This is a genomic window from Bacillus sp. 5B6 (genome assembly GCF_000259405.1).
Lineage (GTDB): Bacteria > Bacillota > Bacilli > Bacillales > Bacillaceae > Bacillus > Bacillus velezensis.
Genome location: NZ_AJST01000001.1, coordinates 3217012 through 3231392 on the forward strand (window position 1 = coordinate 3217012; position 14381 = coordinate 3231392).

Consider the following 14381-nt stretch of genomic DNA (forward strand, 5'->3'; position numbering starts at 1 on the left):
TATTCCAGAATAAAATGCCTTGTTTGTCGCAAATTAAAATAACTGATGGAAAGGGGGGGAACATTGTGACGATACATGCGGAGCTCGGCAAAAACCTTGAAGTGCTGAAAAAACGGTTCGGCCAAAGCGATGACATGATGTTTTATTCGTTTACGTACGGAAACGGCAAATGTGACGCCTGTCTTATATATATAGACGGACTGACCGACAATCAATTGCTTGCGGAATATATTATTTCGCCCGTGCAGGCGGCCGCCCGGCATCAAGAGGAACCGGCTGAAACACCGCCGTCATCCATCTCTTTCGGCTATCGTCATACCCGGCTTTCTTCACTTAAGGACGCGGAGGCAGACATTTTCTCCGGCAAATCGGTTTTGCTGGCGGAGGGATGGGAGGAAGCTCTTTCGTTTGAGACGGAAACATTTAAAATGCGTGATATTGAAGAACCGACTTCAGAAGTGCTTGAACGGGGGCCGAGGATAGGTTTTGTCGAAAAGCTCCGAACGAACACGGCGCTGTTGCGCGAGCAGTCCGGTGATCCCAACCTCCAAATCAAAGAGATCACACTCGGCGAACGGACAAAAAAGCGGATCGCCGTTGCCTACATTCGGGATATTGCCCCTGATGATGTTGTAAAAGAAGTGATGAAAAGACTGGATTCGATCACCATTGATGACATTCCGGAATCAGGAGCGATCGAACAGCTTATTGAAGATAACACGTATTCTATTTTCCCGACCGTCTTAACGACCGAACGGCCCGACCGGGTTATGGGCGCTCTTTTGGAAGGAAGGGTTTCCATTCTTGTAGACGGAACGCCTTTTACCCTTTTGGTGCCGGCTACCGTTGATGAATTTATCCACTCACCTGACGATTATAATCAGCGGTGGGTTCCGGTTACCTTTCTCAGACTGCTTCGGTATACATGCATTTTAATCACGATTTATTTACCCGGCCTTTACATATCGCTCGTTACGTTCCACACGGGGCTTTTGCCGACGAGAATGGCGGTTACGATTGCCGGAAGCAGATTGAATGTCCCGTTCCCTCCTTTTGTTGAAGCGTTCATCATGATTTTTACGATCGAGATGATCAGAGAAGCCGGACTCAGGCTGCCGAAGCCGATCGGACAGACGATCGGCCTGATCGGGGGCGTGGTGATCGGACAGGCCGCCGTTCAGGCGAATATTGTCAGCGCGATGATGGTCATTGTCGTATCCGTTACGGCGTTGGCTTCTTTTACGGCGCCCTCCTATGCGTTCAATTTTCCGCTGAGGCTCATCCGTATTTTTTCAATGATTTTGTCGGCGATATTAGGTTTATACGGACTGATCATGTGCTATCTGCTTGTCATCGGCCATCTGATGCGTCTGAAAAGCTTCGGTCAGGACTATCTTATTCCGATCATGGCGCAGCCTGGCCAAGACTTAAAAGATACGATCGTCAGACTGCCGACGCCTCTTTTGAAAAAACGGCCGACCAGAAAAGAGACGAAAGATAAAATCAAGCAAAGGTGATCCCCATGAAAAAACCGGAAGACAAGCTGTCGTTTATGCAGACACTTCTCATGGTAAGCGGAACAATGATCGGAGCGGGCGTGTTAACACTGCCGCGCTCCGCCGCAACAGCGGACAGTCCGAGCGGATGGATCATTATTCTTGTGCAGAGTGTCGTGTTTATCGGCATCGTCCTGCTCTTTATGCCGTTTTTGCAGAAAAACAGCGGGGAAACCATTTATGAGCTGAATCAAAGCATCATGGGCCGCGCCATCGGTTCTCTTCTGAATTTATTCATCAGCTGTTATTTTGTCGTCACCGTCTGTTTTCAAGCCCGTTTTCTCGGTGAAGTCATCAATTACTTTTTACTGAAAAATACGCCGATGGGTGTCGTCATATTCATCTTTCTGGCGGTAGGCATTTACCATGTGACCGGCGGGGTCTATCCCATTTCAAAGCTTTATGCCTATCTGTTTCCGATTGCGATCGTCATTCTGATTACGCTGCTCATATTCAGTTTGAGACTTTTTAAGCTGGATTTCGTCCGCCCGGTCATGGAAGGAGGCTACAAAAGCTTTTTTGAGCTGTTTCCGCGGACCCTTCTGTATTTTTCGGGACTTGAGGTGATTCTTTATCTGGTGCCGTTTATGAAAAACCCGAAGCAGGCGAAAAAGGCGGCTGTCTTCGGCATCGCAGGCGCGAGCATTTTTTACAGCTTTACGCTGCTTGTCGTCATCGGCTGTATGTCGGTCGCTGAAGCCAAAACGGTGACGTATCCGACCATTTCCCTGATTCATGCCTTGGAAATCCGGGGCATTTTCATAGAGCGGTTTGATATCTTTCTTTTAATTACGTGGACATGCCAGCAGTTCACCTGTATGCTCGGTTCTTTTAAAGGAGCGCATCTCGGATTAAACACCATTTTCAAACTGAAAAATAAAAACAATGCCTGGCTGCTGGGAGGCTTATTGGCAGTGACATTCGGCCTTTCAATGTACCCCGATGATATCAACAGTGTGTTTGCATTCGCGAATATTCTCGGATATGCGTTTTTTGCCGTCATTATGATTCCTTTTCTCATCTGGTTTGTCAGCTGGATGAAAAAAATAGCCGGGAGGAAACAGACGTCATGACACTTTTCATAAAATGGGCGGCTGCGCTTTTCATATTGATGACGCTTTCAGGATGCTGGGACGCGAAGGAAGTCGAAAAGCTGTCTTTCGCCCGGGGGCTGGCGATAGACGAGACGAGTGACCGCCGATATAAATTAACCTATCAAAACCTGCTGCCCCAAAGCGAAAACAGCCAGGCTTCCGGCCGGCCCGTGTTTGTCAATGTGACGACGCGGGGGGATACCATACTTGAAGCCGTCAGTGAAGTCTCTTTAAAAGATCCGCCAGTTTACAGCGATCATTTAAAAGTGCTGATATTCAGCGACAAATTGCTGGCCGACCAAAATATCCTGCAGATGATGAATCATTTTATCCGCGATGATGAATTACGGCGGAGCAGCTATCTCTTCGCGGCAAGAGGAAAAGCGTCCGATATTCTGACGGAGCCGACGCCGAATCAGCAGCAGCCCATGGCCGCGGAAAAGCTGATCGACCTTACGAACAACGGCGGCTACAACGGGAAGATTTTAAAACCGCTCCGAATCGGGAGAGCTTCGATTTACTGCCATAATAAACTCAGTTTTCTCATTCAGGCCGTCAGCAATCAAAAAGGAAAAACGGTGTATGACGGAGCGGCCATTATCAAAAACGCAAAACAAAACAGATTGGCGGGCTTTCTGTCATCATACGAAATACAGAGCCTGAATTGGCTGATGGGGACGATACGGGGCGGCGTGCTGCCCGCTTTGGATAAAGGGGGGCACCCGATTACCTTCGAGATCAAAAAATCAACATCCGCCATCACTCCCAGGCTGAAAAATGGGAAGCTGTCATTTCATGTAGCGGTAAAAACAAAAGGACTTTTGTCAGAGGATCAATATGCCGGAGAAGATTCATTCGATCAGCACTATTTAAACGGGCTGGAAAAGATTTTCGAAAAAAAACTGAAAAGCGATGTGAAAGAAGTCATCGATAAGCTGCAGAATCAATATGAAACGGACCCTGTATTCTTTTCTGACAGAGTCCGCATTCAATATCCCGACTATTGGAAGAAAGTAAAGCACCGCTGGGATGAGACCTTCTCCGAAGCGGCCTTTGACTATGATGTTTCCATTCAGATTACCAACTTCGGAACGATGGGACGGTAGCCTTCAGCGTTTTTTTTCGACACGGAGGAGAATTTGATAAATCCGGCTTTGTTCGGGCAGCTGTGTCACCGGAAATTGCATCGATTGCGCCATTCGTGTGATTTCCTGTAAAAACAGCTGCACCCGCTCATCCACGTGAACATACGTATAGGACTGCTTTTTCACGTCAAATGTCTCTTCCGGAAAGAGCGTGCGCACCGTCTGCGGCGTAAAAAACCGCAAGTGGGTCCGATCGAGAATGCCGGCGTCTCTGTATGTCCAGTCACCGAGCAGAAGCGGGAACAGCGCTTCGGCGTGGGAAATATTCGGAATGCTGCAAACGATTGATCCGGCAGGCGACAAATAGGATGAGTACGTTTCAATGACGCGCCACGGGTCTTTTAAGTGCTCAAGGATGTCGGCGAAAATAATGCAATCAAAAAAGCCTTCCGGATAAGGCAGCTTCACTTCTTCGACATCTTCCTGCAGCACCGCTTCATAGTGTCCTTTTGCCGCTTGCGCCGCCAGCGGGTGCAGTTCTATTCCGTACAGTTCGCAAGGCTGTCTGTTTTGAAGTTCCAGCCCCGTAGCCCCCGCGCCGCAGCCGACATCAAGTATCCGTTTCGCCTCCCGGGGAACGAGCTCCGCAATTTCCGGTCTCGGATGAGTAAAGTACGTAAAATCAGTGCCCCATTTTTCCGTAAAACGCTGGCGGTTATCCGAATATAACTGATTGATATTGATATCCTGATTAGCCGTAAACGTCGCGTGCCCGTGGTGATGCACAAAGGCATCGAGGGCGATGTGCAGGCTGTAGCCTTTTTGCAGGGCGCGCAGACATAGGTCATCATCTTCAAAAGAACCGTATCCGAATTGCTCATCGAACGGGCCGATGTCTTCAATGACGCTTCTTTTCACCAGGAGGCAGAATCCGACAAGGCGCAGCACCCGCTTTGTATGATGCTTTTCCCGTGCGCAATACGCCTCCGCGAATGACTCCAGCTCATCAAGCGATTGATACGCGTCATAGATCATTTGCTCGCCGCTGACATAGTTGCTGACGGGTCCGACCATACCGGCTTTTTCAGAATGATACAGCACCCTCAGCATGGAGGTGAGCCAATTTTTCGTGACCATCGTATCGTTGTTCAGAAACAGCAGATTTTCTCCCCCTGCCGCTTCGATACCCTGGTTGCACCCTTTGGCGAACCCGAGGTTTTTTTCATTTAGGATGACTTTGACGTCAGGCAGATTTGATATGTATTCTCTCGTTCCGTCTGAGGAACCGTTGTCAACTATAATCAGTTCAATCTTATCTTTGTCGGTGTATCGTTCAATGCTGGCCAGACATTTTTTCGTCAGCTCAAGTTCATTATATGTAAGGATAATAATACTCGTTTTCACCGGCATCCCCGCCTTTATCGTGACTTTATACAACGTATGACATATCCCCGTCATTTATGTGACCGGGCGCCCGCTCGTCATCCGTTTTGAGGGGCCGGTGAATAACCGCCCCCCCTAAAACTGAATATTACGGATGAACTGTCCGCCGATTTGATTCTGATCCCGAGCCTCCGTTACGGCTTTTCAGATCCTGCTCAATTTCTTCAAGGCTTTTCCCCTTCGTCTCGGTCACTTTAAACCGGACGAACAGGAATGCCAGTATCCCGATCGCGGCATAAATGAGAAATAAATAGCTGATGCCGACTGCTTCCATTAACATCGGATAGGTTAATGAGACAATCAATGTTCCGGCATGCAGCATCAAAGTGGAGACACCCGTCCCGATACCCCGGACATGCAGCGGGAATAATTCAGGAAGCATGACCCACACGGCAGGCCCCCAGCTGACCGCAAACACAATGATAAACAGGCCTAAACAAATCACCGTTGTCCATGATGCGGCTGCTGAATGTTCAAAGAAAAGATTGACCGCGGCCAATACGAGCAGACTGATGACCATGCCCGCATTACCGGCCAGCAGCAGCGGCTTCCGGCCGATTTTATCAATGACTTTAATAGCCGCAAGCGTCATGATGACATTGACGGCACCGATTCCGACAGTTCCCAATATAGACGCGGAATTGCCGAACCCGACACTGGTAAATGTTTTCGGGGCGTAATAAATAATTGTATTTGTCCCGATGAATTGCTGTAAAAAGGCAAGTCCGAGGCCGGCAATCAGCGCGGGTCTCACCCACGGCTCAAACAATTCTTTCAAGCCGCCTTCGTTTTCCTTTTCCGCTTCTTTCATCTGATCAATCTCATCATCAATATTCTTCGTTCCCCGCAATGATGAAAGGATTTCTCTTGCTTTCTCTTCTTTGCCGATCGTAAACAGCCAGCGCGGGCTTTCCGGCATAAATAAGATTCCGATCAGCAGAATGACTGACGGCACAACCGCAAGTCCAAGCATCCAGCGCCAAGCGCCTGCATCGGCAAATATATAGTTCACGATATAAGAAACGAGGATTCCGACCGTAATCATCAGCTGATTCAGCGAAGAAAGCGCCCCCCGTTTATGTTTCGGAGCCAGCTCCGATAAATAGAGCGGAACGATCGTTGTAGATGTTCCGACAGCCAGTCCGAGAATGATCCGGAAAAGAACCATCACCTCTGTATTCGGGGCAAAAGCGACTCCTAAACCGCCTATACAGAACAGCAGCGCCGCTCCCATGATGGCCTTCCGCCTGCCGAACCGGTCGGTCAGTTTGCCGGCAAACCCCGATCCGAGAATCGCCCCCGCCAATAACGAACTGACGACGAGGCCTTCTGTAAAGGCGTTCAGTCCCAGTTCTTTTTTCATAAATAAAATAGCTCCGGAAATGACTCCGGTATCATATCCGTATAACGCGCCGCCGAGTGCGCCGAAAAAATAGAGCCATTTATTCGAGTGTATGCTTTTCATGTTATGTAGACTCCCTTCATCCAACGCTGTATCCGCGCGGAATTGTTCTACTGCTTCTTTTACCTGTTTCCGTCCGTTTCAAACCTTCCGCACCGTTAATATCCATTATTTTACTAATTATTTTTTACAAAGCGACGAAACATTTCCCGCTTCCTGCCGTCCAATATAATGTGAACCTGATGCAAAAATAACAGTAGATGTTGTCGAAATAGAGAGAAAGATTTGGAATTTTCTCATTTGCAGAGTTGCTCCAAGTCAACAATTATGGTACGCTTCACAAAGAATAGAAACGAGAGGTAATGATATGGAAGAACGATCTCAACGCAGAAAAAAGAAAAGACGCCTCAGAAAATGGGTGAAATTTGTACTGGTATTCGCCGCTTTCTTATTGGTGATCGCCGGTTCCGTTGGCACCTACGCATTTGTGAAATTGAATAATGCGACCAAAGAAGCGCACGTCAGCCTTGACCGCGGCGACCAGTCCGTAAAACGGATCAAAGAATTTGACCCGAAGAAGGATTCTTTCACCGTATTGCTTTTAGGAATAGACGCCCGTGACAATAAGGGCGAATCAGTAGATGACGCAAGAAGTGACGCCAACGTGCTCGTCACCTTCAACCGGAAAAAGAAAACAGCGACGATGCTCAGCATTCCGCGGGATTCCTATGTCAACATCCCGGGACACGGCTATGACAAATTCGCGCACGCACATGCTTACGGCGGTTATAATTTAACTTATAAAACAGTAGAAAACATGCTTGATATTCCGGTAGATTATGTGGTTGAGAGCAACTTCGACGCGTTCCGCGATGTCGTCAATGAATTGAACGGCGTTACGGTAAATGTGAAAAGCCAGAAAATTGCCGATCGTATTAAAGTCGATACAAAAGGAAAAGTCGTGCTGAAGCCGGGCGTCCAGACGCTTGACGGTGAGCAGGCGCTGGCTTATGTAAGAACACGCAAAGCGGACACCGATCTGATGCGCGGACAAAGACAGATGGAAGTGCTGAGCGCCATTATTAAAAAATCTAAATCGTTAAGCTCGATCCCATCTTATGACGATATCGTCGACAGCTTAGGGAAAAACTTAAAAATGAACTTATCTCTTAATGACGCCATCGGTCTGTTCCCGTTTATCACATCGCTGAAATCGGTGGATTCTTTGCAGCTGACAGGTTCAGACAGCTATATTTACACTCCTCAGTACGGCAAAAATATTTATTACTTCAAGCTGAATGAGGAAAACCTTCAAGAAGTGAAAACGAAATTAAAAAATGATTTAAACGCGTAAGATGTCACGGCGGGATTAGCAAATCCCGCCGTTTTTCTGTTGAAAAAAAGGACATGAAGGTATAGCCTTTTAACTGACGGCTTTCTGCTGATTTCGCACAAAGCTGAACATACTACATGAAGCAGCTTTATTTTTAAGGAGGGCATCCATACATATGAAATTGATAGCCATTGACTTAGACGGCACATTACTGAACTCGGACAGTGTGATTTCTCCGGAAAACAGAGCGGCTTTACAAAGAGCGGATGAAGCGGGCATTCTCGTGGCCATCTGCACGGGCAGAGCCACGTTTGATGTAAAAGCGCTCTTAAAGGATTTGGATATTCCGATCATTGCGGCAAACGGCGGGACAGTCCATGACAAAGGATACCGCCTCGTCAGCCGGCTCTTAATGGATCAGCAGGCCGGGAAGGATATCGCCGCTTATTTAACGGACAAAGACATTTATTTTGAGGTCTATACAGATGATCATCTGCTGTCCCCATTTGACGGCGAGTCCAAACTGCAGGCAGAACTGGACATTCTGAAAAGCGCCAATCCCAAGGAAGATATCCAGACACTATGGGAGGGCGCAAAGACTCAGTTCAAACAATTCGGCATTAAACCCGTACAGGATATACAGGCGATTTTTAACGGAGACGAACATGTTTACAAGCTTCTTTGTTTCTCTTTTGATATGGAAAAACTGAGAAACGCCAAAGAAGAAATTACACATCATCCGAAATTATCCCAGACATCTTCCGGGAAACACATTATCGAAATCCTCCCTGCCGGCTCCGGAAAGGGACGTGCTCTGACGGAGCTTGCCTCACTGTACGGAATTGAAAAACAGGATATTTACGCCATCGGCGACAGCCCGAATGATTTCTCCATGTTTGAAGCGGCGGGAAACCGCATCGCCATGGGCAATGCGATTGATGAACTGAAGGAAAAAAGCACGTATATTACAAAAAGCAACGATGAAAACGGCGTCGCATATTTCATCAACCGGCTTCTCGACAACGATCAATAAAAGGCAAAAGCCAGGTCTTTCACGGCCTGGTTTTTCATGTTTCAAAAAAGAAATTCCCAAAAATGAAAATAAATTGTAAGATAAAGAAAAAAGGAGTTTCATGATGTCGAATGCAATCGCTATTATAGGATGTTTAGCTTTTCTCTGCGCAGTCGGATACGGAATATTCCATCTCATATGCAAAGCGGCAAAAAAAGAAAAACATTTTTCAAAAAAGCTGTTTTGGCCCCTTCTCATCGGCGGATTTATCCTGCTTCTGACCGGCGCCTCCCTCGCAGAGCCGGATGCCTCGGCCGTGAAGGCAGAGGAGAAATACAGCACCCTCGATACCGCTTATCAAAAATTGACGAAGGAACACCAGGCGCTTGAGAAAAAATATGAAAACATCAGTGCCGCGGCCGAAAAGGAGAAATCCGAAGCCGAAGCCGGCAATGAAGAAAAACTCAGCAAACTCAGCCAAGAGATAAGCGAGCTGAAAAAAACAAACAAATCACTCAAACAAGACAATGAGACATTAAAAAATTCACAAAAGAAGCTCGAAAAGACCGCTGAAACGCTTCAGTCAGAAAATAAAACTTTAAAGCGGCAGAAAGCAGAATCAAAAACATCCGAAAACGCGGAAACGGCGCAAAACAATGCCCCTTCCTCCGGCGGACATGCCGAAACGAAAGCAGCCGGCACCTCACAGGGATGCGACATTAAAGGCAGCCGGAACGGCATTTATCACACGCCGGGAAGTACATACTACGACCGGACGACAGATCCCGCGGAAATGTTCTGTTCCGTAGAGGATGCGGTAGCGGCCGGATACAGAGCGCCGAAACGGTAAAAGAAAAAGACGTCAGAGACACTCTCTGACGTCTTTTGTTTACGGAAGCCGGATGCTGCCCGCATATTTGTCCTTCCAATAAGCGCTTGTGTTCATATTTGTTATGGTAACGCCTGCGGACACGGTGACATGAATCACTTGTCCGTTCCCGATATAAATGGCCGGATTCAGGCTTTCCGCTTTAAAGAAGACCAGATCGCCGGGCTTCAGATCTTGTTTATCGACCGGAACGCCCGCCTGCATCTGCTTGTCCGCATAACGCGGCAGGCTGATTCCTTTCGCTTTTTGATAGATGTATTGAACAAATCCCGCCGTATCAAAGCCGGTTTCCGGTGAAACGCCGCCTTTCAGATAAGAAATTCCGATATGATCGGCCGCTGTGGACACAACGGGATTTTCTTTAGAAATGGCTAAATTGCTGAATCGGCGCACCCCCGTAAAATTTTTTTTCCAGTAATCTTCCGACAAGTAAGAAATGGTGACTTTTGCGGAGCGGCTTGCTTGGATGAACCTTCCCTCTCCTGCATAAATGCCCGCATGGGAAATTCCTTTTTTATACGTGTCGCTGAAATAAATCACGTCCCCGGGCCTTATGTCGCTCAGTTTGATTTTCTCACCGACCAGCCACTGCTGTTCCGCAGATCTCGGCAGGTAAATGTGAAGCTTGTTTTCAAAAACATATTGGACCAGCCCCGAACAGTCGAATCCCTCCTCGGGCGTGCTTCCGCCGAATACATACGGAATGTCGAGGTAACGGGCTGCCTCCTGAACGATCGGATCATCAGCCAATTCCGGATCTTTTGTAATCCGCTTTGCGCCAAGATATAAATTCATCCAATAACTGCTTTTTTGAAAGCGTGTGACGGTTACGCCTTCTGACGGAGAACTGTGTATCATCTCTCCGTTCCCGATATAAAGACCGTCATGGACGGGCGCGTTTTGTGTGGAATCCGACTTTTTGAAAAACACAAGATCTCCCGGTAAAAGGTCATTTTCTTTGACGGCGGCTCCGACTTTCCATTGATCACTGACCGTTCTCGGCAGATGGATGTTCTGTCTGCTGAAAAGATAATGCATCAATCCGGACGGATCAAAACCGTCCTCAGGCTCTTCGCCTCCGTAAACATATTTATTTCCGACAAGTTTTTGCGCGTCTGAAACCATCAGGACAGAAACTTGAGAATCCGCTTCAGCAATTTCCGTTCTCGTTACTGCGGGTGCCACAAGACAAATCATAAGGCCGGCAAGGATGTACTTCCTCCAGCTTGTGAGCATGTTTTCTATTCACTCTCCTCATTTTTAGTAGTTTTTACATCGGTAACTTTTAACAAATGTTTAGGAGAGCACACAAAAAAAGAATGCCCGTTATGGGCATTCTTTACTGGATTCGGAACAAACAATATGCCGGCAAGCGGAATCATGCGCTTATTTTGCGCCCGCTGTGTCCTCTTGCTGAATTTTTTGCATTTCCGTGTCAATTTTTTGTTTTTCCTGATCTGTGAGCTGATCATTGTATTTAAACGCTGACATAAACATAAATACCATAATGATCGCGGCAAACGGCCATCCCGCTTTAATGATTTTCATTTGTTTTTCACTCCGCTTTCTTTTTTAAGATATCGCTGTGATCCACATCAAACGTTAATTTTCCATCCTTGACGCTCCAATCGAAATTCGATTCTTTCGTCAGTTCACGTACGATCGTTTTATGATTGATGCTGCCTTTTTTAACCGGTGCAGGCGTTGCTTCATGAATATTCATCGGCGTGACTTCAAAGCGTCCCGTGCCGTTTTTCTGCAGATGATATTGAACAAGCGCCGTGTCTCTCGTTCTTGTCCACCCCTGGTCGAATACGAAGTTGCCCAGGCTGTAGAAAATAACGGTGCCGTGGTACATTTCGATCGGTTCTAGCACGTGCGGATGGTGTCCGACGATAATATCCGCTCCGGCATCTGACATTGCTCTTGCCAATTGGCGCTGTCTGTCATTCGGATCATTATCGTATTCCTGTCCCCAGTGTGTTTGAACAATGACAAGATCGGCTTTCTTTTTGGCTTTAGAAATCATCGGAATAAACAGCTCTGGATCGGCCGGAAGCACACCCGGCGCATTTCGTTTAGCTGCAAAGCCTTTTCCGGAAACATCAGTGAAACCCAGTGTTGCGATTTTGATTCCGTTTACATCTTGATAAGAAATGTTCTGCTCGGCTTCCTTCAGCGTGAGGCCCGCGCCGACAAGTTCAAGATTTTGCTTTGAAAACTCTTCAACCGTATCCCGCATTCCTTGAGGGCCGTAATCCATCGCATGGTTGTTGGCTGCCGTGAGAACGGTGAAATTCATGTCCTTCAATACTTTTACGGCATCTTTGTTTGACTGAAGGTGGATATTTTTTTCTGCTTCTTTGTAGTTCTTTTTATATGTAACCGGGTTTTCAAAGTTCCCCGACACATAGTCGGATGCTTCGAAGAATGGCTTTGCGTAACGGAAGACACTCTCCGTGCCTTTATGCTTTGTCACTTTCTCGACATTCCGGCCCATCATAATATCTCCGACGAATGAGGCTGATACAAGGTCATCGGCATTTCTTTTCACACTCGGCGTTTCCGCCTTCCCTGTCAGAATGCAGACGAACATCAGGCAAAAGACGATCGGCAGCGCGATAAAAACGTGAAGATTGGTCTTCTTTTTCTGCTGTTTGGTCAGCTTCAGCAGTTTTTCTTGAAAGCTTAATTGTTTTTTCATCGTTTGACACACCTTACATTAGATTAAGTAGTAAGCAAACATAATGGCAAAAGTTGCGCCGCTTAAGAACAGCGTGCTGGCAAATGTAATCGTTAATCCCTGTTTCTGAATGGTATTGGCGATCAGACCCGGTACGATGATACCGATTCCTCGGAATTCTGATATCTCAAACGGTACGATCGGGTAAAGGAAATCAAGGGCGATTTTTAAGCAGATTCCCGTTATAAGCATAGCTGCGAATTTTCTGCGTCCGTACAAAATCATAAATCTGGATAAACCGTATTTGACGATCACGTATGTAAGAAGACTTACTAACAATACGAGTAAAATAAAGACCGGCTGGTTAAAAACGAGCCCTAAATAACCCGGCACGACTAAACCGGCAGGTACGATACCTGTTTTTTCCGCGAAAATTAAACTGATTAACACGCCTAAAATAAGTGAGATGTATAAATCTGATCCGAACATTTATCCTTTTCCTCCTAGCTAACGAGCTGTTTCACCTTATACTCTTGAATTTTTTCAATTAATGGTTCCGCTGAACCGTGGATATTGCCGACGCCATATATGACACGGTTTTGCATTCTTGTTTTCAGCACGTCCATGATTTCGTCTGTTGATTTATATTCCAGATCGTGCAGTGTATCGGCAGGAATCTTGCCTTCTTCATAAGCTCTGACGATCGGTTCTGTCGTCTCGCCGATGAGTATGAGTTCCTTCGTTTTAATGTACGGAAGCACGTCGTTTGCGAACTGAATCGTTCTGTCCACACGGTCGGCGCGGCAGTTCATGATAACGATCGGTTCATCTGTCGGGTAGCCGATTTCCTTTACACGTTTCCATATATTTAAAGTAGAAGATGCATCATTTGCGGCAAAGCCGTTTACGAAATGACCGGGCTCCTTCGTGCTGAGCAGCGGCAGGATTCTCATGGCGCCAGGATCAGGCGGCGCATTCAGCATTCCTTTAAACGCCGTTTCTTCATCTATCCCAAGAGCCTGGGCAACGCCGAGCGCAAGGGAAGCGTTATCAGGAAAGACCATATATTCAAATTTACGAAGGTATTCATCTGTAATTTTAGAGTTATCCGCAATAATGACCTCGGTATTTCGCTCTGCGGCTTTTTCTTTAAAGAAGTCTGTGTATTCACTGTCTGTAATAACAAGGTGACCGTTATACGGTATCGTCGCGGTAAATGCTTCAGCGATTTCATCAAGCGTCGGCCCCATGACGTCCATATGGTCTTCAAGCACATTCACGATGACGCCGATGTTGGCTTGAAGGAGTTCTTCCTGAAAGATAATCTGATAATCCGGGTTTACCGCCATACATTCACTGACAATGGCATTGGCGCCCCGTTCTACGGTTTCCTTCATTACTTCTTTTTGCTCGCCGATATTCGGGCCCTGCGGTTTCCGTTTGATCGGTTTCTCCTCAGGTGTATCCCAATAAATCATCCTTGCATCTGTTCCCGTCGTTTTTCCGACTGTTTTGTAGCCCGCCTCCATCAGTATTCCGGTCGTCAGCCTCGTTACGGTTGACTTTCCGCGGATACCATTAATATTGACGCGTACTGGCAGAGCATCGATATTCTTCTGATGCCGCCTTTTTTCAATGATTCCGATGATTAGTACGGCAGCACAGGCTATAATGAGTAACCACATTGATTTTTGACATCTCCTTCTGTATTGATAAATTCATTCATCAGTATATAGCTTCACTATGAATTCTCAATCGGCATTATGTAACATAATGTTCCCGCTTTCACTGAGCCAAACTTCTCTATTAGTGACGCTATTCTTCCTATTATCGAATTGCTTTTTTTGGGAATAGGCAGGACTTCAACCTTACTTCAATTTTTCA

13 protein-coding genes are annotated in these 14381 nt (G+C 46.7%); 6 read left to right on the plus strand and 7 right to left on the minus strand.

The window, feature by feature from the left end:
* Nucleotides 1-65: 65 nt before the first annotated feature.
* From MY7_RS15335 to MY7_RS15345, 3 genes are read left to right on the plus strand one after another with little or no spacing between them, the layout of a single operon-like run.
* Complete coding sequence (locus MY7_RS15335) at nucleotides 66-1517, plus strand: spore germination protein (RefSeq protein WP_029325799.1); 1452 nt, start codon at nucleotides 66-68, stop codon at nucleotides 1515-1517.
* Nucleotides 1518-1522: 5 nt separating this feature from the next.
* Nucleotides 1523-2629 (plus strand): GerAB/ArcD/ProY family transporter, encoded by a 1107-nt coding sequence (locus tag MY7_RS15340; RefSeq protein ID WP_007614158.1) that lies wholly within the window; start codon nucleotides 1523-1525, stop codon nucleotides 2627-2629.
* Nucleotides 2626-3756, plus strand: a complete 1131-nt coding sequence (locus tag MY7_RS15345) for a Ger(x)C family spore germination protein (RefSeq protein WP_007614160.1) — start codon at nucleotides 2626-2628, stop codon at nucleotides 3754-3756. The genes MY7_RS15340 and MY7_RS15345 overlap by 4 nt, the downstream gene beginning before the upstream one ends.
* 3 nt (nucleotides 3757-3759) lie before the next feature.
* Here the strand turns inward: MY7_RS15345 and MY7_RS15350 are convergent, their stop codons facing one another.
* Together MY7_RS15350 and MY7_RS15355 are read right to left on the minus strand one after the other, a co-directional pair.
* Complete coding sequence (locus MY7_RS15350) at nucleotides 3760-5172, minus strand: bifunctional glycosyltransferase family 2 protein/class I SAM-dependent methyltransferase (protein ID WP_029325798.1); 1413 nt, start codon at nucleotides 5170-5172, stop codon at nucleotides 3760-3762.
* A gap of 94 nt (nucleotides 5173-5266) precedes the next feature.
* Nucleotides 5267-6643: a sugar porter family MFS transporter gene (locus MY7_RS15355; RefSeq protein WP_007407509.1), complete on the minus strand. Its 1377-nt coding sequence runs from the start codon at nucleotides 6641-6643 to the stop codon at nucleotides 5267-5269.
* 304 nt (nucleotides 6644-6947) lie between these two features.
* On the opposite strand from MY7_RS15355, the gene MY7_RS15360 reads away from it, so the two are divergent.
* From MY7_RS15360 to MY7_RS15370, 3 genes are all read left to right on the plus strand, one after another.
* Entirely contained in the window at nucleotides 6948-7934 is a 987-nt protein-coding gene (locus MY7_RS15360) for an LCP family protein (protein ID WP_007407510.1), read from the plus strand.
* Nucleotides 7935-8088: 154 nt separating this feature from the next.
* Complete coding sequence (locus MY7_RS15365) at nucleotides 8089-8946, plus strand: Cof-type HAD-IIB family hydrolase (RefSeq protein ID WP_007614165.1); 858 nt, start codon at nucleotides 8089-8091, stop codon at nucleotides 8944-8946.
* A 103-nt stretch (nucleotides 8947-9049) separates the two neighbouring features.
* Complete coding sequence (locus MY7_RS15370) at nucleotides 9050-9775, plus strand: sunset domain-containing protein (RefSeq protein ID WP_029325797.1); 726 nt, start codon at nucleotides 9050-9052, stop codon at nucleotides 9773-9775.
* A 39-nt stretch (nucleotides 9776-9814) separates the two neighbouring features.
* Here the strand turns inward: MY7_RS15370 and MY7_RS15375 are convergent, their stop codons facing one another.
* The 5 genes from MY7_RS15375 to pgsB all read right to left on the minus strand — a co-directional run bounded on the left by MY7_RS15375 (nucleotide 9815) and on the right by pgsB (nucleotide 14182).
* The gene (locus tag MY7_RS15375) at nucleotides 9815-11050 is read right to left on the minus strand and encodes a C40 family peptidase (protein ID WP_007614169.1); all 1236 of its coding nucleotides are present in this window, start codon (nucleotides 11048-11050) and stop codon (nucleotides 9815-9817) included.
* Between the two features lie 150 nt (nucleotides 11051-11200).
* On the minus strand, nucleotides 11201-11362 hold the full coding sequence (locus tag MY7_RS19635; RefSeq protein WP_003151344.1) for a hypothetical protein: 162 nt from the start codon (nucleotides 11360-11362) through the stop codon (nucleotides 11201-11203).
* Between the two features lie 7 nt (nucleotides 11363-11369).
* On the minus strand, nucleotides 11370-12518 hold the full coding sequence (locus MY7_RS15380) for a CapA family protein (RefSeq protein WP_007614174.1): 1149 nt from the start codon (nucleotides 12516-12518) through the stop codon (nucleotides 11370-11372).
* Between the two features lie 18 nt (nucleotides 12519-12536).
* A complete protein-coding gene (gene pgsC, locus MY7_RS15385; RefSeq protein ID WP_003151340.1) occupies nucleotides 12537-12986 on the minus strand; it encodes a poly-gamma-glutamate biosynthesis protein PgsC in 450 nt (149 codons plus the stop codon).
* Between the two features lie 14 nt (nucleotides 12987-13000).
* On the minus strand, nucleotides 13001-14182 hold the full coding sequence (gene pgsB / locus MY7_RS15390) for a poly-gamma-glutamate synthase PgsB (protein ID WP_003151337.1): 1182 nt from the start codon (nucleotides 14180-14182) through the stop codon (nucleotides 13001-13003).
* Nucleotides 14183-14381: the final 199 nt, after the last annotated feature.